Below are 21,887 nucleotides of genomic sequence, written 5' to 3' on the forward strand. Positions count from 1 at the left end.
AATGCAAAGCTAGATCATTGTTTATATTTAATCTAAATAAAGGAATTAGAAGATCATTAGAATTACATTAGAAATTCTAATGTTGGGATAGATTTAGATTTAGAAGTCTAAGAATCGGATGTGTTTTGTACTATTATACTTTTTAAATTACCAAGGTCGAAATTAAGAATAGTTCACTGAAAGGTTTGGTGTTCTGTGTTTGTGGCTGATAAACAGTTGTTTGTGTTGTGCTGCAATAGTACATAATAATTTCTTAATTTTGAAATGAATTATTGCCAAAATAAGGTCAGTTTTTTGAAATGGCTTTTGTTTGTTTTATAATCGTTTGTCTCTAATTTCTTCTAATTATGCTTTCTTTTCAAACCAACCATCAGGAATTTATTCCGGCCGAAGAATTACAAAAAAGCGTAAAGTGCTTTTGGTATGATAAGATTGATTACGGGAGAGTACCATCGAATTTTGAAGTGATACCGGATGGTTATGCTGAAATTATTTTTTATTTTGGAAATGAGCTTCGTATTTCTTCTAATGGAGTTATGAAACCACTGACATCACCATTTATGATTGGGTTACTCCATCAACCGGCTGTTTTCAATTCTGTTGATTCACTTGAAATTATCGGTATTAGGTGTTATCCGTGGATGGTTTTTGATCTGCTTGAATTGTCTTCCCAAAAGGGTAAGGTGGGAGTACAGGCTTTTCAGCATCCTATTGCTAAACTTCAGTCTGTTTTGAACGATCTGATCGCTTCACACAAAATTGAAGAGGCAATTGCTAAAGTCGAAGACTATTTTTTGACAGTAGAAGTAAAATCTGGCACTAACACTTTGTTATCTAAAGCAGGTGCCGCCATGACAGTGGCTGGAGGAAGTATGTCGGTTGGTGAGGTTGCTGCGGTTTCTCATGTTACAATACGTACTTTAGAAAGAAATTTTAAGCAATCGTCAGGTTATACGGTTAAAAATGTTTCGGCTGTCATGCGCTTTGAACAGGCTCGCAACCGATTATGGCTCGAGCCCAATCTAAGTATTGCCAGTTTAGCGCAGGAATTAGGTTATACGGATCAGTCTCACTTGAGCAGAGAATTTAAACGTTACAGTGGTACCACACCGGGTGCATTTGCACGAAAAGCAAAGCAACAGATGGTAAATTATGATTTTGTCGCATTTATACAATCCTAAAATAACCGGATAGCAGAATTTTGTCATTCTTAATTTAGAAGATAAAATGATGTTATTAAAAGATCAAAAAGTAGCCATTATTGGTGCAGGACCAGTTGGTCTTACTATGGCAAAATTATTACAGCAAAACGGAGTCAATGTTACCGTTTATGAAAGAGATTTAAATGCCCAAACCAGAATTTCAGGTGGAACACTTGATCTTCACAAAGGTTCGGGACAAGAAGCTTTAAAACAAGCAGGTTTATTAGAGGGGTATTTGGATAAGGCACTACCCATGGGAAGAACAGTAGCAGATCCCCAGGGAAATGTGTTATTTTCTAAAACAATAACCGAAGAAGAACGTTATGATAATCCCGAAATCAACAGGAACGATTTAAGATTGTTATTGCTTAATAGTTTGAAAATTGATACTGTAGTCTGGAACAGCAAGTTTACCAATCTTAAAGCCGACAGCGGAAAATGGTTTTTGGAGTTTGAAAACGGGACAAATACGATTGCCGATTTTGTTATTGGAGCTAATGGAGGAATGTCTAAAGCCAGAAAATTGATCACACCCGCTACAGTCGAATATACCGGAACATTGATGATACAAGGCGAGGTGCTTTGTCCGGAAACATCCTGCAGGAAGTTCAATAAATGGTGTAACGGCACTATACTTATGACTTCTGGAAAAGAAGGCTTGTTGGTTGCGAATCCAAAGAATGGAAAAGTATTGAGTTATAATATCATTTTCAAAAGTCCGAAGGAGTTTATCAGGAAAGATGGTACTTTTGAGAGTACCGATGGTATTCGAAAGTACCTTTTAAATCGGTTTTCTGAATGGGATGAATGTTATATAGAATTGCTTGAAGCTACTTTTTCTTTTGTTTTATGGCCAACAAGGAAGATCAGTCTAGATTATCAGTGGAAAAAAGAGCGTCCGCTGCCGATCACACTCATAGGAGATGCAGCACATATTATGCCTCCATTTGCGGGCCAGGGTGCCAATATTGGGTTATTAGATGCTTTAATTTTATCGAATAATCTGACCAATGGAGAATTTGAAACGATAGAGGAAGCAATCAGCGATTACGAACAAAAGATGTTTGTTTATGCCACACAAGCACAACTCGAGACGGCAACTAACGAAATAGCAATGCTAAGTCCTGATTTTTCTTTCCTGAAATTTTACAGGTAATTTTCTGGTTTTATTTTTATAAAGTGTCGTGTAATAAATAGCCACGAATTCACGAATTCTTTCTAATTTGTATTCTTAAAAAATTTGTGAATTCGTGGCTAATTTTTTTAAGGTTATAGATTAAAAGAAAGAAATCTGAAATTATTAAAAAAATGCTTCAATATTAGCGCTTTGAAGGGGTAAAAATCTGCATTATCTGCTAACCCGAGCGATAGCGAACGGGCGAAGCAATCTGCGTGAAATAAAACTCTCGCAGAGGCGCAAAAGCGCAAAGTTTTGCATTGGAGTATTTGATGTCTTTAAAGAGAAAGATCTTAGCGTCTTCGTGACTTTGCGAGAAACAAAAATCTGCGTGAAAAAATACACTCGCAGAGTATCTTCAACAGATTACAGTTTAGCCTTGAATTTCTTGATTTTGAAGTTTGCAGATTTGACTAATTTTCCGTTGTCGGTGATCATGACACAGCTATAGTCGGGATATTTTTTTAAAAGAAGAAGTCCCGATTTTTGTCCCAAAACCATAAGCGAAGTACTTAACCCATTTGCAGTTTCTGCGTTTGGACCAAAAACAGAAACACTACACAAACCCGTAACAGGATATCCGGTTGCGGGGTTGATGATATGAGAATAACGCTTGCCGTTGAAAACAACAAATTTTTCATAACTTCCGGAGGTGGTCACAGCACCATTGTTTAACGGAACAACGGCAAACAAAGCATCGGGATGAAAAGGATTCGTCATGCCGATGTTCCAGTCTTTTCCGTTGGGCTGTCTTCCCCAGGCTGTCATATCTCCTGAACCGTTTACAATTCCGGCTTTAATACCTTTTGCAAGCATTACATTTCGGCATTTATCGGTTGCGTAACCCTCTCCCAAAGCGCCAAATCCAATTTTCATTCCTTTGAGTTTTAGGAATACGGTCGATTGAACGCTGTCGAGGATAATATTTTTGTAACCTACTTTTTCTACTGATTTTTTAATAGCCTCGGCAGAAGGCATTTCTGTCATTGATCCGTCAAATTTCCAGATTCGATCCATTGCGGCAAAACTGATGTCGAAACCGCCTTTGGTAGCTTCAGAAAATTGTAATGCTCTTTGGGTAAGTTCAAAAACTTCACGATCTACCTTTACGGGACGGATTCCCGCATTTTGATTGACCTCAGATACTTGTGAATCAGATTTCCAGTCGGAGATCAGGTTTTCAATTCGTGTGATTTCAGCAATTACAACACCGATATTTTGTTCTGCGGTGAGCGAGTCTTTTGCAACGATCGAAATGTCAAAACGTCCTCCCATGAGTAGTGTAGTTCTTTTCCGTAAAACTTGTGCATTACTGGTCAGACCACCTAGTATTAGCAGTAAAAACAAGTAAGGAGTAAGAATTGATTTTTTGATTGACATTGAAATTTATTTTACATTTTAAACGAAAATCAGGTGTAATAGTTCATTAGTAACAATCGCTCAAAAGCTGACCGTTTTTCTTGTATTCAGAAAGGTTCCTGACATTTCTTTCGAGACACAATTGGTCGAGAATTGCTTCGACATCCTGCTGCATGGCAAGTGAACCGCAGATCATAATAACACCGCCTTTTTGCAACAAGTTGATAAAGAAATCAGCATCACGTTTGATGAGATCCATCACATAAAAATGCTCGTTTTCGCGGGACAGAGCCAGATGAAAACTATGCAGTTTTTGTTTCTGAATCATTTCGGCAGTAAACTTTTTATAGCCTGAAACCGTTTCTGTTTCCATTCGGAATCCTGAATATAAATGTGTTTCTGTCCTGGTTTTATTTTGCTCAATCATTCCAAGAAAAGGAGCAATACCCGTTCCGTTTGAAATAAAGGCAGCCTGAGGTACTTTTTTAGGAAAATGGAACGCTTTATTGTTGATGATTCTGGCTTTGATTGTGTTTCCAGGAACCAGAGCGTTTAGAAAACTTGAGCCCAATCCGTGTGGATGTAGTTTAACTACTAATTGTATGTTTCCGGAATGACTTCCGATGGAGTAGAGACGTTCCCTGCTGTCGTTAGCCGGATAAATAGCCAATAAGTCACCAGAAGTAAATTTAGCCCTCATGTTGGCGCGCAAGGTGATCAGGAAAGTCTGCTCGGTTTCGGAAATAAGCGTTTTGTCCAGAACCATTAATTTTTGCAATCCTTTGGGAACATGATTGTAAAGCGAAGGAGTTGTCGACAATGGAATTTCCATCTTAGCACTCCACAGTCTGATCCAGTTCACAAATTCAACTGCCGATTTATCATTTATCGTCTGAACATCTAATAAACGTTCCGCCCAATTTTGATTTTCTAACTGTTTGTCAATTTCGAAAGCAAAACCGCAAAAATCAGGATAGGCATTTGAACCGAATCCTACTACAGAATAAGTGATTTTTTGCTGTTGCGGGTATTTCTTTAAAAGGGATATAAATTTATTTCCATTCGAAGGTGCATCTCCTAATCCGTGGGTAGAGGAGAAGACAATTAGATGTTCTGCTTTTGAAAAAGCAGTGTAGCTGTTCAATTCGGTAATGAATGCTTTTTTGCCCTGATCGATCAATTGTTTGTGAACAGCATTGGCAAATCGTAAAGAACTTCCATTTTCTGAACCGACAAGCAATATAAATTCACTTTCATTGGCTTTGAATTTATTTTTGATTCGGCTAGACCTTCTTTTTAAGGTAATTGCAAAACCCGAATAGATAAAAAAGAGGATGTTAATGCTGGCAATAGCAAGTACAAAAGCCCAAATTCCGTTGGCTCTTCCGGTATGAAGATCAAGGCTTAAGTCTGAAAACTGGGCTGTCATTGGAGAAAGTTTTTTTCCAACAATAGCACCGGTTACCTGATTGACTTCAATTTCACGGTCTTTTAACTCTATGATATAATATTCTTCCGGATCATCTGTAAAAGGAAATTCAATTTGTTTGACGTCCGCCAAAAGGGTATGTTTGAAAACAGAAGTTTCTTTTTCTTCTTTGGAAATAACAGCTTTGACCACTTTGACTTTTTCCTGATCTTTTTTATCCATGAAGAAATTGAATTTTTCCAGAGATAAATACGTTCCCGTAAGTGCAATAATCAAAATCGGAATTAGTGCCAGTCTTCCCAGAACAACATGGTAGTATTGTGCGAAATATTCTTTAACTACTTTAGCGAAAAAATTACGAATGCCTCTTTGTCGGTTTAAAACCAATGCAAAACCCGAAATTGCAATTAAAACGAGTAAAAAGGAAATAACACCAACAAAAAATCGTCCCGTTTCATGAAGAAACAAAGAACGATGGAATCCGGTAACCCATTGAATAAATTCACTTTTTTTCAGGGGTGTTCCTAATTTTTTACCGGTTTTAGGATCAATATAAGCGTTAACGTCATTGCCCTCTTCATCAATAGCCTGTAGGGTTACAAATTGATTGTGATCGATACTTATGGTAGTGATTTCAGAATAATTCTTTTTGAGTACGGTAAGGGCTTCTTCCAATGTGATCTTATCAAAATTCTCAGCCCGGTACGGAAGTGTTTTTTCCTGCATCGCATCAACAGCCAATATAGTACCTGTTGCCGAAGCGAGGATTAAAAATAGAGAAGAGAATAAAGCAAGAGCCAGGTGCGCGTAACGCCAAAAAGAAAGAGTCATTGAATGTAATCTATAATGTAATCAAATGTAAGCGTTTTTTTTGCCACAGATTAAAAGGATCTGATTTTGTTGAAACTTTGTAGAATCTGTGGCTGTTCTTTTTAAAGAAATTAATTTAATAGTGAACCGTACGATTACTACAATTAAATTTTGTTTAATCTCACATATCTGATATAACCTTTTCCTTCTGTCTTGTCTGCCAATCCTTGAGTAGTAAGTGGAATTTCTAAATCACTTACGTAATATTTTTGATCTTCTACAGCCGATTCAAATCTTAGTTTATATCCTTTATTTATTTTAGAATCTTCTATTTCAATGGTGGTGATACTTCGGTCTCCACCTGTAACAGAAGCTCCTGTTTTTGCACTGATATCAGTAGGTTTTGAAGTTTGAAATTTATTCCATTCTTTCAATGATTTGTACCATTTTTTGTCGTCACCCATTACGTAAAGTGTTTTCTCGTATTCTCCTTTTGGATTGATAAGTGAAACAACGATGTAAGCACCTTCTCCCATATAATTAGCCATTTGAAGCATACATTTGTATTTGCTTTGTGCTGCAGACTGAAAAGAGATCAAGCAGATTAATGCTGCTGTAAGGGCTATTTTAAATATTGATTTCATTTTTTTAGATTGTTAGATCTTTAGATTTTTAGATTGTTGGATTATCAGGTTTTTGAAACTTGAAACATGAAACATGAAACATGAAACTTGAAACAAGAAACATGAAACATACAGTTTTTAGCTATTACTTTAAAAAGTCAATAGAAACATTGTTTTTGGTTAACGATTCGTTTTCTTTTGCTAAAGCATAAGCACTTTCGTCAAATTCCGTGTTGATGTCTTTTTTAGCACCAATGGATAAAAGATACTTTAAGATAGAGTCGTCTTTGGCAACCATAGCTGCTTTGTGTAAAGCGGTTAATCCATCCTTGTTTTTAGCATTAACGTCAATGTTTAAAGGAGCTAATTTTTTTACCAGAGTCAGGTCATTTTTAGCAATGGCAGAATGGTACAGTGAACTTCCGTCTTTTTGTACAGCTGCTAAGTTTAGTCCTTTTTCCTGAAGTAATTTTATTTTTGCTTCGAATGGATCTTGAGCAGCATTGGCTTCACGGCCCATCGGACGGTAAGATTGTACCAAATATACTCCCAAATTGTTTCCGTCTTTGTCTTTTACATTTACATCAGCACCTTTGCTCAATAAAGTAGCAACTGCTTCCGGTGCTCCTGATCTTACTGAGAAAGTCAATGCCGATTCACCTTTGGCGTTTTGCAGATTGATGTTTTTGGTAACCGGTAATAATTTATCTAATGCAGCAGTTTCTCTTGCTCCTGCAGCAATCATTAATGGTGTATTTCCGTCTTTGTCGATTTTGTTAGCATCAACACCTTTGGCCAAAAAGTAAGCAATGATCTCTCCCTGGTTGGGTTTGTTTGCCAATAAGTGAAGTACATTTTCTCCGGACTTACTGGTCGCAATAGCTTTTAATTTTACTTCTTCCACTAAATATTTGTAAGTTTCAAGAGTATTGGTTTCTCTACGTGAACCTTGTGCTGCGATTAGAAGCGCATTGTCAGTTGGTTTTACTTTTCGGTCTAAAAGTTTTTTTAGAAGAGTAATATTTCCTGTTCTTGCTGCATAATCGAAAGCAGTACTTCCGTTAGCATCAACATCCTTTAAAGACAATCCTTTTGATACTAAATAATCCGTCAAAACAAGGTCTTTGTCAGAGGCTACAGCCATTAGTAACAAATTGGCACCATCGGCATATTTTTTCTTTGGATCAATTCCGGCTTTGAAAAAAGCATCGTACAAAGCAGTATTGGTTTGACCGTTTGAAGCAGCAAAAGCGATTGGAGTAGTACCGTGGCTGTCTTCCAGATTAATGTCAGAACCTTTTGCAATAAGGTAATTAACCAGTTCAAGATTTCCTCGGTAAGCTGCCCAATGCAGGTAAATACGATTGTCGTGAGTTAATTTAGCCGTGGTATTACCGGGCTGGTCCAATAAGAATTTTATAGAAGCGATAGGAGCATCATTGTTAATCGCAACAACAGTCGCATCAAAAGCATTAGCATTGGGTACTGTCGGACTATTTCCTTTTGCAATTTCAGCTTTAACGGCATTTACATCCGGTGCTGTTTTCCAAAAAGACTGTTCTAATAATATGTTTTTTTGCTGAGCACTAACAAAAAAAGAGGCGGCTAATGCAAAAGAGAGAAAGAAATTCTTTTTCATATTGTAAGATTTACTATTTTTTTAAAATGAGTTAGTTTTGGTACACTACTGAAATAGCTTGAGAAACACAATCTATTTAGAATAGTTAAAAATAACGCAAATGTAAAAATTAATATTAGTAAATCAATGTATTTGCTGAAGAAACTCCAATTTTAATCTTTTTTTAAGGATTAAAGACCGAAATGTTCAGAAAAGTAAAAGCCACAGTTTGCAGTCTCAGTTTGCAGTCTCAGTTTGCGGTCTCAGTTTGCAGTCTCAGTTTGCAGTCTCAGTTTACAGTCTCAGTTTACAGTCTCAGTTTACAGTCTCAGTTTGCAGTCTCAGTTTGCAGTCTCAGTTTGCAGTCTCAGTTTACAGTCTCAGTTTGCAGTCTCAGTTTGCAGTCTCAGTTTGCAGTCTCAGTTTGCAGTCTCAGTTTGCAGTCTCAGTTTGCAGTCTCAGTTTGCAGTCTCAGTTTGCAGTCTCAGTTTGCGGTCTCAGTTTGCAGTCTCAGTTTACATTTTACCGGTTTTGTTAGGTGATTATTGTTTTCCTTTTTTTCCTTCGATGTTTGGCAAGAAACTGGTCAGAACACCAATTAAAGGTAAGAAAGCACAAATTTTAAAGACATATTCGATGCTGGTAGTGTCGGCAAGTTTTCCCAGTACGGCAGACCCTAATCCTCCCATACCAAAGGCTAAACCAAAGAAAAGACCTGCAATCAGACCTACTTTTCCGGGAACTAATTCAGTAGCGTAAACCAAAATTGCGGAGAAGGCAGAGGATATGATCAATCCAATAATTACCGATAAAATTCCGGTCCAGAAAAGCGAAACGTAAGGTAATAATAGTGTAAACGGAGCAACGCCTAAAATAGAAACCCAAATAATATACTTTCGTCCAAAACGATCACCTAATGCGCCACCAAACAACGTTCCGGCTGCTACTGCACCCAGAAAAGCGAAAAGATAAATTTGTGATTCCTGAACTGATAAATGAAACTTATCAATCAGATAAAAAGTATAATAACTGGTCATGCTGGCCATGTAGAAGTACTTTGAAAAGATCAGAACCAGTAAAATTCCCAAAGAAATTATTACTTTTTGCTTAGAAAGGGTGTGGTGTCTTTCTTCAGAAATAGCCGATTTGTTTTTTGCCTTCAGATTCAAATGTTCCTGATACCATCTGGCAATACCTGAAAGTATTACAATGCCAACAATAGCGGCCAAGCAGAACCATATAATGTTAAACTGTCCGTAAGGAACAACAATTATCGCTGCTAATAATGGTCCGATAGCACTTCCGGCATTTCCTCCCAGTTGAAAAATAGATTGGGCCAGACCTCTTTTTCCTCCTGAAGCCAGATGGGCAACCCTTGACGATTCGGGGTGAAATATAGACGAACCAATACCAATTAAACTTACCGCAAGTAAAATATTGACAAAGCTGGAAGCGACCGCAACTGCCGCAAGACCCACGAGGGTAAAGCCCATACCTATTGCCAGCGAATACGGACGCGGCTTTTTATCGGTATAAAAACCAATGAAAGGCTGTAGGATTGAGGCTGTTAGCTGATAGGTCAGGGTAATAAGTCCGACTTCAGTAAAACTCAAACTAAATTTAGTTTTTAAAATGGGGTAAACGGCCGGAATTACAGCTTGTAACATATCATTAATGAAATGCGTAAAACTGATCGTGAACAAAATGGAGAAAACGGTTTGCTGCGCTAATTGCTTAGAGTCTGTTAGGGTATTGGTAAAAGTAGTTTCTGTTTTCATAAGTAATATTAGATCAGATCATCTGATGAATATGGATAAAAAATTAGTAATTGATATGTCCTATAATTTTTGCGACAGTATTCCAGGCTTTTTTAGGATCCTGTGCAATAATATTTTCTAATAGTTGTTGGTGTACGGCTGATGTTTCCTGGAATATTTTCGTATCCCCATAAAGATGCAGGAATCCTTTTTTAAGATGTACGGAAGCAGATTTGTAAAGATCAGCCAGAATTTCATTTTTTGAAGCTTTTGCAATCGCAATATGAAATTGTATATCAGCTTCTACACATTCTTCCAGATTTCCTTCTTTGGCAGCGATCATTCTGTTGAGTAAATGCTCTTTCATGGCAACGATATCGTCATCAGTTCTGTTGATTGCAGCTTTTTCAGCAATTTTCATTTCGAGTATTTGTCGAACTTCGTCCAGGTCCTGAACATTGGCGCGCATGATACGCTGATCCATTGGTTCGCGTGTACTGGTTAATCGCTCTACAAAAGTACCTACACCTTGTTGTATACGTAAAAAACCTGAGTTAGCAAGCAATTTCATCGCCTCACGTATAGACGAACGACCCACACCAAAACTTTTCATCAACTCAGCTTCAATGGGTAGTTTTTCATTAATTTTATAATGACCCAAGGTGATTTGCTCCTGTATTTTGGAGGCAACTTCTTCTGCAAGTGATTTTTTTTGGATTAGTGTTTTCATGCGTAGTATTCACATCATCTGATGATCGCAAAAATAAAAGAATAATTGTAGAATCAACCATTATTAAGTCTTTTTTATGATTTAATTGGTGAGCTGATGATAGGGAATTGGGGCGATTTTATGGGTTGTTGGTTGCTTTTCAGTTTGTTATGTTTAGATATGGTTTCGTTTTAATTTGAATCTCTTAACAATAAAATTGTATAACTTTTCGGGTGAATTATATAAAGTTTTTCAATTTAAATTACAGAAATTTGATGTTGATACCCAAATATCATTTTTTAACTAAATCTACTATGTATGAAAAATCTAAAACACATTGTGCTTCTTTCGGGCGTATTCTTTACTTTTCTGAGCTGTTCAAATGACAAAGAAACGCCATCTAATCCCGGTACGATTACAAATCCTGTAGAAGGTAATCCTGCGAATACGACTTATAAACCTGCTTTTGTAGGGCAAACTCGTACCAATGGTGTACAGACCAATACGGCATTTGAAGCTAAGGTTATTACAAGTGCGCTTACAAGCCCTTGGGGAGTTAAAAGTCTTCCAGATGGCCGTTTGTTAGTCACACAAAAGGGAGGTACTATGCGCATCGTTACAACTGCGGGAGTGATAAGTGATCCAATTACCGGTATTCCTGCTGTAAATGCAGGAGGGCAGGGGGGTCTGTTGGGCTTATGTCTGGATCCTGAGTTTGCATCAAACAGAATGATTTATTGGGTATTTTCAGAAGCTACTGGCGGAGGAAATAACACGGCAGTGGCCAAGGGAAAATTATCGGCTAATGAGAAAACAATAGAAGGAGCGACGATTATCTACAGAGCAAAGCCTGCCAATGCCAGCACCCTTCATTATGGCGGACGTATTTTGTTTGATAAGACAGGTAATTTGGTAGTTAGCACCGGAGAACGTTCGGTTTTAGAAACAAGGCCTTTGGCACAATCGATTACATCAGGTCTTGGTAAGGTGGTAAGAATTACAAAAGAAGGTCAGCCGGCACCAGGAAATCCAACTTTTAGTCAGGCAGGAGCATTGCCTGAATTGTATACTTACGGACACAGAAATCCTCAGGGATTGGCGCTTCACCCGGTTAGTGGTGAAGTTTGGCTTTCGGAACATGGACCACGAGGAGGAGATGAAATCAATCGCTTAAAGGCTGGTACAAATTACGGATGGCCTACCATTACTTACGGAATTGAATACAGCGGAGAAAAAATAGGCGCGGGAATTCAACAGCAGGATGGTATGGAACAGCCGGTTTATTACTGGGATCCGGTAGTCTCGCCTAGTGGTATGACGTTTTATAGCGGTAATCGCGTTCCGGAATGGCAGAACAATCTTTTTATTGGGGCTTTAAGCGGAATGCATATCGTGCGTCTTGCTATAGATAATAATAAAGTTGTGGGTGAAGAGAGGCTTTTGGTGTCAGAGAATCAACGCTTCAGAGATATTACTCAAGGAAATGACGGGGCTTTATATGCGGTTACGGATGGCGGCAGATTGTATAAGATTGATAAAAAGTGAGATTTGAGTTTTGAAAATTAGGATAAAAAAATGGTGCTGAGAGGCGCCATTTTTTGTTGGTATAAAAGTGTTTTTTTTAGATTTTTAGATTGTTGGATTTTTAGATTGTTGGATTTTTAGATTGTTAGATTTTAGATTAGCGATTGCAGATTTTTAATTTTTGACTTTTAATTTTTAATTTAAGATTGTTGATGACATTGTCCGTTTGATCATAATGGTTTTGAGACGCGCAACATGCTTTTAGTCTATTATTTTGATAGGTTAATAAAAGTTTTGTTCGTTTTTGTCTTGAAATTAAAAATAACTCATTAAATTTGCCGCATCAATGAGAAAAAAGAACCAGAATAGAAGCTATTGTAACAGCAACATGATGATGTGCTGCGGCCCTGTTATGAGGTTAATTGATCTGGCTTACCTATAAAATAATAGTATTTATTTAAGAAGCCTTTCATGATTTTTTGAGAGGCTTTTTTGTTTTTAAACTTGAATTACGGAATGATTGAATTAAAAAATGTCACTAAGAATTTCCATCAGAAGGACCGAATAGTTTCTGCCTTATCGGATGTATCGCTTAGGGTTCCACCCGGGAAAATTTTTGGTGTAATAGGAACATCGGGAGCAGGAAAAAGTACCTTAATTCGATGTGTGAATTTGTTGGAAAGACCCACTTCGGGAGAAATTATTGTAGACGGAAAAGCATTAATGCAATTGTCTAATGCCCAACTGGCGGTAGAGAGAAGACAAATTGGAATGATTTTTCAGCACTTTAATTTACTTTCATCACGCACGGTTTTTGAAAATGTTGCCTTTCCTCTGGAGCTTGTGGGAGCTTCTAAAGCTGAAATCAAAAGTCGTGTTTTAGAATTATTGGAATTGGTAGGTTTGAAAGAAAAGGCAAGTGATTATCCGGCAAGTCTTTCGGGCGGTCAAAAACAAAGGGTTGCCATTGCACGTACGCTGGCCAATAATCCCAAAGTACTTTTATGTGATGAGGCTACAAGTGCACTGGATCCTGCGACTACAAGATCGATTTTAAATTTACTGAAAGACATTAACCGTCGTTTGAACATTACCGTTCTTCTAATTACGCACCAAATGGAAGTCGTGAAATCGATCTGTGATGAAGTAGCGGTAATCAGTCACGGAAAATTAATAGAGCAGGGAAGTGTTGGAGAAATTTTTGCTGATCCGAAACACGAACTGACCAAAGAATTTATTGCTTCGTCTTTGCATCTTGATGTTCCACAGATCTATCAGGAAAGGCTGCGAAAGGAAGATGGTGAAGGACTGAACCCGCTCTTGAGACTTGAAATGACGGGTAAATCGGTTAACGAGCCTGTTATTTCGGAGGTTTCGCGTTTGTTTGATACCAATTTTAAGATTGTAAGCGCGCAAATGGATCAGGCAGGAGAAGTTAATTTTGGTGTGATGCTGATCGAATTGTCAGGTAAACGTGAAAATTATGACGCTGCAATCCAGTATTTTATTTCAAAACATATTAAAACAGAAATCATAGGTTATGTCTGAATCCATTATTGAATTATTATTAAAAGGTACTTGGGAAACCATAGTGATGACTTTTGTCTCTGGTTTTTTTGGTTTTCTGCTTGGACTACCAACAGGTGTTTTGCTTTTTCTGACCCGAAAAAATCAAATTTTAGAACAGCCGGTTTTGAATCGGTTTTTATCGGTTTTGGTGAACGTTTTTCGTTCGATTCCGTTTATCATCTTAATTGTATGGATGATTCCATTTACACGAGCGCTGGTAGGAACTTCTATTGGTGTAAGTGCAGCATTAGTCCCGTTAAGTATTGGGGCAGCTCCTTTTATTGCAAGATTGGTAGAGAATAGTCTTTTGGGACTTCCGTCAGGGCTAATCGAGGCAGCACGTGCATTGGGGGCAACACCTTTGCAAATCGTATTTAAAGTGTTGCTTCCGGAAGCTTTACCATCTTTAATCAATGCCGCTTCCATTACTTTAATCACACTTGTGGGATATTCTGCTATGGGTGGAGCAGTTGGAGCAGGTGGTTTAGGACAGGTGGGGTATCAGTACGGCTATATCGGTTATGATGCTGTAACGATGAACTCGGTATTGGCTTTACTGGTTGTTCTGGTATTCCTGATTCAGTTTGCAGGTGATGCATTGTCTAAACGATTTGATCTTAGATAACGTTTAATTGAGAGTAAAGAAGAAAGAGTTAAAATTATAAATAGTAGAAGGATGAATAATAAACTAAATTTTTTAAAATTTGCAGGAATTGTGGCACTGTCAATTGTGGTGTCCAATTGCGGAAAAAGTAAAAGTAACGATCCGCACCATATTAAAGTTGGTGTTGCTGCCGGTCCGGAATATGTGGTGGCTCAGGCAGCTCAAAAAGTGGCCAAAGACAAATACGGTCTTGAAGTAGAATTGGTTTCTTTTAACGATTATGTGATTCCAAACGAAGCGTTGAGTCAAGGTGATATTGATGTGAATGCTTTTCAACACAAACCTTATTTAGACGAGCAATCGAAACAGCGCGGATACAAACTGGCGATTATTGCCAAAACCTTTATTTATCCAATTGCCGCTTATTCTAAAAAGATCAAAAACCTTTCGGAATTGAAAAACGAAAGCACAATCATTATTCCAAATGACCCGACAAACGGAGGGCGTTCTTTGTTGCTTTTAGAGAAAAACGGTGTACTGAAACTTCGCCCAAATGTTGGTTTATTACCTAAAGTAACGGATATAGTGGAAAACCCTAAGAATCTTAAAATATTAGAATTAGAAGCGCCGCAATTGCCACGTGCTTTAGACGATCAGAATGTTGCAATTGCGATTATCAATAATACTTTTGCTTCACAGGCAGGACTGGTTCCGGCTCGTGATGCCCTGTTTGTAGAGGACAAAGATTCGCCTTACGTTAACTTAATCGTGAGCCGTGATGACAACAAAAAAGAAGAAAAAATAAAACAGTTTGTAGCAGCTTTTCAGTCAGCAGAAGTAGAACAAGCTGCGGTTCGTGAATTTAAAGGCGGAGCGGTAAAGGGCTGGTAAAAGTTTTTCTAGAAATATTAAGTAGGTCGGATAATTTTTTTTTAATCTGGTAAAACCTTGCAGTTTTATAATGCGCAATGATTTTTTAATCGTTGCGCATTTTTTTTGGCTAAAATCGACGTGGTGAAATCTGTTTTTCCATTGCTTTAAGATTTTGGGTTTGTTTAGTAGGCTTTTTTGTAATACTACCAAGTGTTACATAATTAAGCTTATTTATTTCATTAATGCTTCCAGTTGTTGATTTTGTTTGTGTTTGATTATTTTATTGTTTTAATTTTAATTAATGAATTAACAAGAATAAAGATACTTTTTGAGGTATAGAAATTAACTGTTTGATTTGATCCAGCCATTTAATTAACCACAAGATTAAAACGAAAAGCCTTATGAAAAAATGCTATCTGTTACCTATGTTAATTTTATCCTTCTTTGCCTATTCTCAGGACATTCTCTGGGAAAAATCATACGGAGGGCAGCATGCCGATTATTTGTTTGACGCGCAGCCCACAGCCGATTATGGTTTTATCCTGGCAGGTAGTTCCTTATCTAACAAAACCGGAAATAAAGACGATGATAATCATGGGGATCTGGATTACTGGATCTGGAAAATGGGTGAAAAAGGAGAACTGGTCTGGCAAAAAAGCATTGGCGGAAGCGGCTGTGATTTGCTTCAGAGCATTAAAAACACCAGAGACGGCGGTTTCATTCTGGCTGGGACTTCTGACTCAGGAGTTGGCTTTCAAAAGAAAGATAGTTGCAAAGGCATTACTGATTTTTGGGTCATCAAATTGGATGCATCGGGTAGTGAACAATGGCAAAGAACTATTGGAGGTACAGGGAAGGATGAACTCTTATGTGCTTTTCAAACCAAAGACGGAGGTTATATGTTAGGAGGTTCATCCAGTTCCGATTATTCAGGTAATGGACTTACCGGAACAAACAGAATTTCTAAGCCCACCACAAAAGCGGCTCAGTTTAATAAATTAGAGAAATGCCGTGGTAACATGGACTACTGGATTGTTAAACTGGACCAACAGGGCGATGTTGAATGGCAAAAGACCTACGGAGGAGCATATACCGATGTACTGAGAAGCATGGAACAAACCACAGACAATGGCTATATTTTGGCAGGTTATTCTAATTCTCCTGTTTCAGGGGATAAAACAGAAAATAACAAAGGAGTCGGTGATTACTGGATTATCAAAATAACGGATACCGGCGAAATTCAATGGCAGAAGACCTATGGAGCCGAAGGAGACGATCAGCCTTATGTCATTCATCAGACTGCCGATGGCGGTTATATTGCGGGCGGAAACTCCAACAGCAAAAATGCTTTGACCACACTGGGCGGCATAGTAGGCAACGGGACCGATTACTGGATCCTGAAACTCGATAAAGACGGAGGTGTGGTATGGAGTAAAACCTATGATTTTGGAAAAACAGACATCCTGACCTCATTGGTAGAAAACCAAGATCAAAGTTACCTCATAGGCGGTTATGCGCAAAGCGAAAGCAGGCGTCCGCGTGAAGGGATCGTAGCCAAAGCACTTAACACTGTCAGTAAAGAAAAAGAAGGTATTAACGACTATATCGCGATGAAAATAGACGATAAAGGCGAAGAAATCTGGAACAAAACCGTAGGCAGTGCCGGTGAAGATATCCTCAGGAAGTTAATCGAAACCCGAGACGGAGGATATCTGATGGCAGGAACCTCAAATTCGGCTTCCTCAAGAGATAAAAATGGCAGTATGGGAGGCAATGATTTTTGGGTAGTAAAACTCAAAGACAAAACCAAAGTAGAAAAGGTAAAATCCAGCATCGAAGTCATTCCTAATTCTGCTTCAAGCTATACCAACATCATCATTGGTTATGATTTTAAAGAGGGTACCGCCACACTGATCGACATCGCCGGACGCACCTTACAGGAATTTGACCTCAACAGCAGAACCGTTCCCGTTAATCTAAGCCGATACCCTGAGGGAATCTACATCATCAAAGTCAGAACAGATGTGAAAACAGAATCTGTAAAAGTGATTAAAAGTGTACGATAAATTAAATAATCAAAAAAATCAATAAGATATGCAAATGAAAAAATCCTTCATTCCTTTTTTGATTTTCGTTTTATTATTAAGTATTTCGAAAACAGTAGCGCAAAATGATGCTGATAGACAACCACAAATTACACCTCCATATCCTGCAACTGCTGATTTAGGGAATTATGGTAATGTTCCTGTTGGACTTTTTACAGGTTCACCTTCAGTAAATTTAGAATTATATACACTTAAAGAAGGTGGAAATACAATTCCTCTGTCGATGTCTTATAATTCAAATGGCGTTCAGGTAGATGCAATTCCCAGACAGCTTGGTATAGATTGGAATTTAATAGCTACTGGAGTAATTACTAGAAGTGTAGTGGATCAGCCGGATGATGAAATAGCTTTTTATAATGTTGATGCCTCATTGATTGATTGCATTCCAAATGATACCGCTAGGAATATAGCGGGAGCAAATCAGGTTGATACGGAGAAAGATGTTTTTAGTCTGAATGCATTTGGGTTGTCTGTCAAATTTATATTTGCAGATGATAGAAGAAATACAATCCAAATTGAACAGAGTAAAATTAAAATTGTTTACGAAGGTGGTTTTTTTACTGTCATAGACGTTGATGGAACTGTCTATACTTTTGGAGGAACGAATGCTGTTGAAGAGTCACTCAGCAGAAACGAAGGAGTCTCAGGCCCTGTCCCCCCAGTACAATATAACACCGCCTGGTATCTTACTAAAATTCAAAAGCCAGGTGGAGTATCACCAGTAGTTTTTTCTTATTCTCAAGAATGGATGAGATTTTACAGCTCTTATTTTCAAAAAGCAGTATCAACTCAACAGAATATACGTAGTACAGGTTATATGAGTGGTATTTCCCAACCAAGAACTCAGACGTATAAGAACAAACAATATCATAAAACATCATTATTAAAAGAGATAAAAATTAATAATAAGAAAATAATTTTTGATTATGATTATAAAAATCCGCCTGCGGAATTTCAGAGTCATAATTCAAAACAACTGATTTCTATTAAGGTTTATAATGACACTATCAATTTAGCAAATTCTCTAATTAAAAAAATCGATTTTAATTACGATCAAATAACACCATCCAATATTGGTGCTAATGGGTATACCAATGTTGATCAGAAATTAATATTTCTGAAAGAAGTGCGAGAACAAGGAAAAAGTTCATCAGCTGAATTTGTTAAATACTCCTTTGATTATTATCAGCCCGAAAAACTTCCGGCAAGGCATTCATTTGCAAAAGATTTATATGGTTATTTTAATGGAGGTAATGGGGTAAATGATCTTATTTTTAACAATATCTCTACCAGTACCGTTCCCGGAAATGAGTGTTATTCTTCTCCATTATTTACTGCTTATAAAAGTATTGGTTCATTGAGAGCTCCTAATGATTTACATACCTACTGTGGGATGTTGAAATCTATTTATTACCCAACTAAAGGAAAGACAGTTTTGGAGTATGAATCAAATAAACTTGTTGCAAATGTTTTTGTGAAAGGGAAAAATGTTTCAACTGTTACGGTTGATTGTATGGATAGTACAACAGGTGTTTCGATTCCCTTCCAAATTGGTAAAAGGCAGGTTGTTGCTATTTCTGGTAATGTTGGAATAGGTGATGAAGAAGGACTCTGTGAAAATTATTTTGCAGCGCCACACCATGTAACAGGGCAGAAAGTTGTTGTTAAAATTCTCGATGCGTCTACAGATGCTATTTTGTATTCGTTCGATAATACTCAGGAAAGGGTTATAAATAAAGAAGTATGCCTTGAAGCAGGTTGGTATAAAATTACGGTGAAAGCTTCAAAGTGCTCTTTTGGTAATGCGTCTATTAAGTTCTTTCCAACTGGGATGGAACCCCATTGGGAAAATAAAGAAACTTCGATGGCCGGAGTACGAGTTATGCGTACTACTGATTATGATAATAATGGATCTGCGAATGTAAAAAGATATTATTATGGCACTTTGAATAATTTGGAAACATCTTCGGGGTCATTTGCGACAATTGATCCTTATATAACGGAGAATATAGATGTTTCGGATGTTGATTTAATTGATTTGGGACAATATACAGGAGATATATCCACTAGAGATTTTGTTAGAACCTTCACTGTAACTTCCAGTCCAAAAAAAACCCTTATTTCATTTGACGGAACAACAATAGGATATAGTTCTGTAGTAGAGAGCTGGGGTGGGGATCATTTCGAAAATGGAGGTATTGAGAATATTTTTGATGTTCATAGTGACATTGAACCGTTAATGTTATGTCAGGAAATTATTAGAAATGTTAACTATTCTAATTCTCATTTAAATGGGAAACTTAGAAAGAAAAGAATCTTTAAAAAAGAAAATAGCTTGGTAAAAAATATATCAGTTGAACAATATTTTTATGATGCTAAACCCGAGTTAGAATACAGTAAAAATAATTTTGTAGGAATACCTTATTATAGCGCTAAAAATTTCGTACTGTACGTAATAAACCAATATTCGATTACAAGCAGATTTAGTTATTTATCAAAGAAAATAGTATCCTCATTTGACATTAAGGGGCAAAATCCTGTGTCAGTAACAACCTTATACGATTATGCTAATAATACCCATCTACAGTTAACATCAGAAAGTATTTTAAACTTAAATGAAGAGAAAGAGTTAGAAAAGAAATATTACTATCCTGATGATTTATTAAACGAGCCTTTTATGGCCGAGTTAAAAACAGCGAACAGAATCGGTATATCGATAGCTATTGAGAAATATAGGAGAGGAACACTTTTTTCTAAGGATAAAACAGTTTATGATAAAAGTACGTCAACTAGTAATTTATTGCTTCTAAAAGCGATATATGCAGCTAAGTTTACAAATGAACTCCTTAATATTCCTAATATAGGTAATCTTGAAAAGAAAATTACTTACGATCAGTATGATGATAAGGGAAACATTTTGCAATATACACCTGAATCAGGAGTACCGGTGTCTATAATCTGGGGATATAATAAAACACAACCTATTGCCAAAATTGAAAATGTATCTTATAGTTCGATCCCGGCAGGAACTATAATAAATTTACAGGAGCTTTCAAATGCAGATACTGATAATTGCATGTCAGATGATTGTAGGGAACAGTTATTGAGAGAGGCTTTGAATGCTTTAAGAAATTCTTTTCCAAATAGTTTTATTACCACTTATACTTACAATCCACTGCTTGGTGTTACAAGTATAATAGATCCGAAAGGAGTATCTTCTTATTATGAATATGATTCCTTTGGCAGATTGAAATTTGTAAAAGATCAGGATCTAAATGTAGTTCAAAAATATTGCTACAATTATAAAGGTCAGCAAACGGATTGCAGCGATAATACTTCGGCCAGCGAGTATTTCTATAAAAGTGCAGCCAGAAACGGATCGTTTACCAGAAATAATTGTGCTGCAGGAGGAACAGGTCAAATGGTGAGTTACAGTCAGGCGGTTGGGGCGTATACGTCTACGATTTCGCAGGCTGATGCGGACAGCAATGGTTTAAATAAATTTAATACTGATGGGCAAGCCTATGCCAATGCAAATGGGACCTGCACTTTTTACAGTGCCGCAATAAACCGATCTATTACTAAGAATAACTGCGCGACAGGAGGAGCAGGTTCAAGTATTGTCTATAGTCAGCCGTATGGCGCAGCCTTTTCTAATTCTTCACAGGCGGAAGCCGACAGTAAGGGATTAACTAAATTTAATGCTGAAGGACAAAACTTTGCAAATACAAATGGAACTTGTACTTTTTCTAACGTTAGCATAACAGGAAATTTTACCAAAAACAATTGCGTTGCAGGAGGTGTTGGACAGGTAGTTAGTTATACGCTTCCGGCAGGTTCAAAAACATCGACTGTTTCCCAAGCCGATGCAGATTCCCAAGCAGCAACCTTATTTAATACAAACGGGCAGGTAAATGCTAACGCTATTGGTTCCTGTATCTTTTCAAGTGCAAGTTTAACGGGTACATTTACTAAAAATAGTTGCTTTGGAGGAGGTGTGCCACAGGTCGTTAATTATACGCTGTGGGCAGGGGCGAAAACATCGACAGTTTCTCAGGCTGATGCAAATGCACAGGCAACAGTATTATTTAATGCAAACGGACAGATTTATGCTAATGCTATTGGAACTTGTACCTTTTCTAGTGTAAGCAAGACCGGTACATTTACTAAAAATAATTGTCCTGTTGAAGGTGTTGGGCAGGTCGTAAGTTATACACTTCCGGCAGGTTCAAAAACATCAACTATTTCTCAGGCTGATGCAGATTGGCAGGCATTAGCTTTATTTAATGTAAATGGACAAGCAAAAGCTAATGCGACAAGTATTTGTACTTTTTATAATAAAGCTAAAAGCAGAATGTTTGTACTGAGTAAGTGTCCCGAAAAAAGTAATACTACATATACTGTTCCTGCCGGGCAATATTCCTCTACAATTTCACAAGAAGATGCAGATGCAAAAGCTCAAAAAGATATCAATGCGTTTGGAAAAGATTTCCGTAAAGGGAAATGTTGGTAAATTCTGTTATTAATT

The 21,887-nt window shown here is 37.3% G+C and carries 14 protein-coding genes; 8 read left to right on the top strand and 6 right to left on the bottom strand.

What is annotated here, in order from left to right:
* Window positions 1–347 precede the first annotated feature (347 nt).
* Both LNQ34_RS18005 and LNQ34_RS18010 read left to right on the top strand, forming a co-directional pair.
* Entirely contained in the window at window positions 348–1,181 is an 834-nt protein-coding gene (locus tag LNQ34_RS18005; protein ID WP_230000720.1) for a helix-turn-helix domain-containing protein, read from the top strand.
* Window positions 1,182–1,227: 46 nt separating this feature from the next.
* A complete protein-coding gene (locus tag LNQ34_RS18010; RefSeq protein WP_230000721.1) occupies window positions 1,228–2,358 on the top strand; it encodes an FAD-dependent oxidoreductase in 1,131 nt (376 codons plus the stop codon).
* Window positions 2,359–2,745: 387 nt separating this feature from the next.
* On the opposite strand, the gene LNQ34_RS18015 is transcribed toward LNQ34_RS18010, so the two are convergent.
* From LNQ34_RS18015 to LNQ34_RS18040, 6 genes are all read right to left on the bottom strand, one after another.
* Window positions 2,746–3,759, bottom strand: a complete 1,014-nt coding sequence (locus tag LNQ34_RS18015) for an FAD:protein FMN transferase (RefSeq protein ID WP_230000722.1) — start codon at window positions 3,757–3,759, stop codon at window positions 2,746–2,748.
* Window positions 3,760–3,805: 46 nt separating this feature from the next.
* Complete coding sequence (locus LNQ34_RS18020) at window positions 3,806–5,998, bottom strand: PepSY domain-containing protein (RefSeq protein WP_230000723.1); 2,193 nt, start codon at window positions 5,996–5,998, stop codon at window positions 3,806–3,808.
* Window positions 5,999–6,141: 143 nt separating this feature from the next.
* On the bottom strand, window positions 6,142–6,621 hold the full coding sequence (locus tag LNQ34_RS18025; protein ID WP_230000724.1) for a DUF2271 domain-containing protein: 480 nt from the start codon (window positions 6,619–6,621) through the stop codon (window positions 6,142–6,144).
* Window positions 6,622–6,745: 124 nt separating this feature from the next.
* A complete protein-coding gene (locus tag LNQ34_RS18030) occupies window positions 6,746–8,239 on the bottom strand; it encodes an ankyrin repeat domain-containing protein (RefSeq protein ID WP_230000725.1) in 1,494 nt (497 codons plus the stop codon).
* Between the two features lie 521 nt (window positions 8,240–8,760).
* A complete protein-coding gene (locus LNQ34_RS18035; RefSeq protein ID WP_230000726.1) occupies window positions 8,761–9,996 on the bottom strand; it encodes an MFS transporter in 1,236 nt (411 codons plus the stop codon).
* Window positions 9,997–10,039: 43 nt separating this feature from the next.
* Window positions 10,040–10,705 (bottom strand): FadR/GntR family transcriptional regulator, encoded by a 666-nt coding sequence (locus LNQ34_RS18040; RefSeq protein ID WP_089077545.1) that lies wholly within the window; start codon window positions 10,703–10,705, stop codon window positions 10,040–10,042.
* Window positions 10,706–11,002: 297 nt separating this feature from the next.
* Here LNQ34_RS18040 and LNQ34_RS18045 point away from each other — a divergent pair, with 297 nt between their 5' ends.
* The 6 genes from LNQ34_RS18045 (at window position 11,003) to LNQ34_RS18070 (ending at window position 21,872) form a co-directional block, all read left to right on the top strand.
* Window positions 11,003–12,229, top strand: a complete 1,227-nt coding sequence (locus tag LNQ34_RS18045; RefSeq protein WP_230000727.1) for a PQQ-dependent sugar dehydrogenase — start codon at window positions 11,003–11,005, stop codon at window positions 12,227–12,229.
* A 495-nt stretch (window positions 12,230–12,724) separates the two neighbouring features.
* A complete protein-coding gene (metN, locus tag LNQ34_RS18050; protein ID WP_202702793.1) occupies window positions 12,725–13,756 on the top strand; it encodes a methionine ABC transporter ATP-binding protein MetN in 1,032 nt (343 codons plus the stop codon).
* Window positions 13,749–14,402, top strand: coding sequence for a methionine ABC transporter permease MetI (gene metI, locus LNQ34_RS18055; protein WP_230000728.1), 654 nt, complete (start codon window positions 13,749–13,751; stop codon window positions 14,400–14,402). Before metN ends, metI begins: the two co-directional genes overlap by 8 nt.
* A 51-nt stretch (window positions 14,403–14,453) precedes the next feature.
* On the top strand, window positions 14,454–15,272 hold the full coding sequence (metQ, locus tag LNQ34_RS18060; RefSeq protein WP_230000729.1) for a methionine ABC transporter substrate-binding lipoprotein MetQ: 819 nt from the start codon (window positions 14,454–14,456) through the stop codon (window positions 15,270–15,272).
* A gap of 383 nt (window positions 15,273–15,655) precedes the next feature.
* A complete protein-coding gene (locus LNQ34_RS18065) occupies window positions 15,656–17,320 on the top strand; it encodes a T9SS type A sorting domain-containing protein (protein WP_230000730.1) in 1,665 nt (554 codons plus the stop codon).
* Window positions 17,321–17,354: 34 nt separating this feature from the next.
* Window positions 17,355–21,872 (top strand): DUF5977 domain-containing protein, encoded by a 4,518-nt coding sequence (locus LNQ34_RS18070; protein WP_230000731.1) that lies wholly within the window; start codon window positions 17,355–17,357, stop codon window positions 21,870–21,872.
* Window positions 21,873–21,887 lie beyond the last annotated feature (15 nt).

It is taken from the genome of Flavobacterium lipolyticum, assembly GCF_020905335.1.
Classification (GTDB): domain Bacteria; phylum Bacteroidota; class Bacteroidia; order Flavobacteriales; family Flavobacteriaceae; genus Flavobacterium; species Flavobacterium lipolyticum.

Bases quoted from the DNA above. Each gene is read 5' to 3' on its own strand.
- LNQ34_RS18005 (WP_230000720.1), top strand. From the start codon at position 348: ATGCTTTCTTTTCAAACCAACCATCAGGAATTTATTCCGGCCGAAGAA.
- LNQ34_RS18010 (WP_230000721.1), top strand. From the start codon at position 1,228: ATGATGTTATTAAAAGATCAAAAAGTAGCCATTATTGGTGCAGGACCA.
- LNQ34_RS18015 (WP_230000722.1), bottom strand. From the start codon at position 3,759: ATGTCAATCAAAAAATCAATTCTTACTCCTTACTTGTTTTTACTGCTA.
- LNQ34_RS18020 (WP_230000723.1), bottom strand. From the start codon at position 5,998: ATGACTCTTTCTTTTTGGCGTTACGCGCACCTGGCTCTTGCTTTATTC.
- LNQ34_RS18025 (WP_230000724.1), bottom strand. From the start codon at position 6,621: ATGAAATCAATATTTAAAATAGCCCTTACAGCAGCATTAATCTGCTTG.
- LNQ34_RS18030 (WP_230000725.1), bottom strand. From the start codon at position 8,239: ATGAAAAAGAATTTCTTTCTCTCTTTTGCATTAGCCGCCTCTTTTTTT.
- LNQ34_RS18035 (WP_230000726.1), bottom strand. From the start codon at position 9,996: ATGAAAACAGAAACTACTTTTACCAATACCCTAACAGACTCTAAGCAA.
- LNQ34_RS18040 (WP_089077545.1), bottom strand. From the start codon at position 10,705: ATGAAAACACTAATCCAAAAAAAATCACTTGCAGAAGAAGTTGCCTCC.
- LNQ34_RS18045 (WP_230000727.1), top strand. From the start codon at position 11,003: ATGAAAAATCTAAAACACATTGTGCTTCTTTCGGGCGTATTCTTTACT.
- metN (WP_202702793.1), top strand. From the start codon at position 12,725: ATGATTGAATTAAAAAATGTCACTAAGAATTTCCATCAGAAGGACCGA.
- metI (WP_230000728.1), top strand. From the start codon at position 13,749: ATGTCTGAATCCATTATTGAATTATTATTAAAAGGTACTTGGGAAACC.
- metQ (WP_230000729.1), top strand. From the start codon at position 14,454: ATGAATAATAAACTAAATTTTTTAAAATTTGCAGGAATTGTGGCACTG.
- LNQ34_RS18065 (WP_230000730.1), top strand. From the start codon at position 15,656: ATGAAAAAATGCTATCTGTTACCTATGTTAATTTTATCCTTCTTTGCC.
- LNQ34_RS18070 (WP_230000731.1), top strand. From the start codon at position 17,355: ATGAAAAAATCCTTCATTCCTTTTTTGATTTTCGTTTTATTATTAAGT.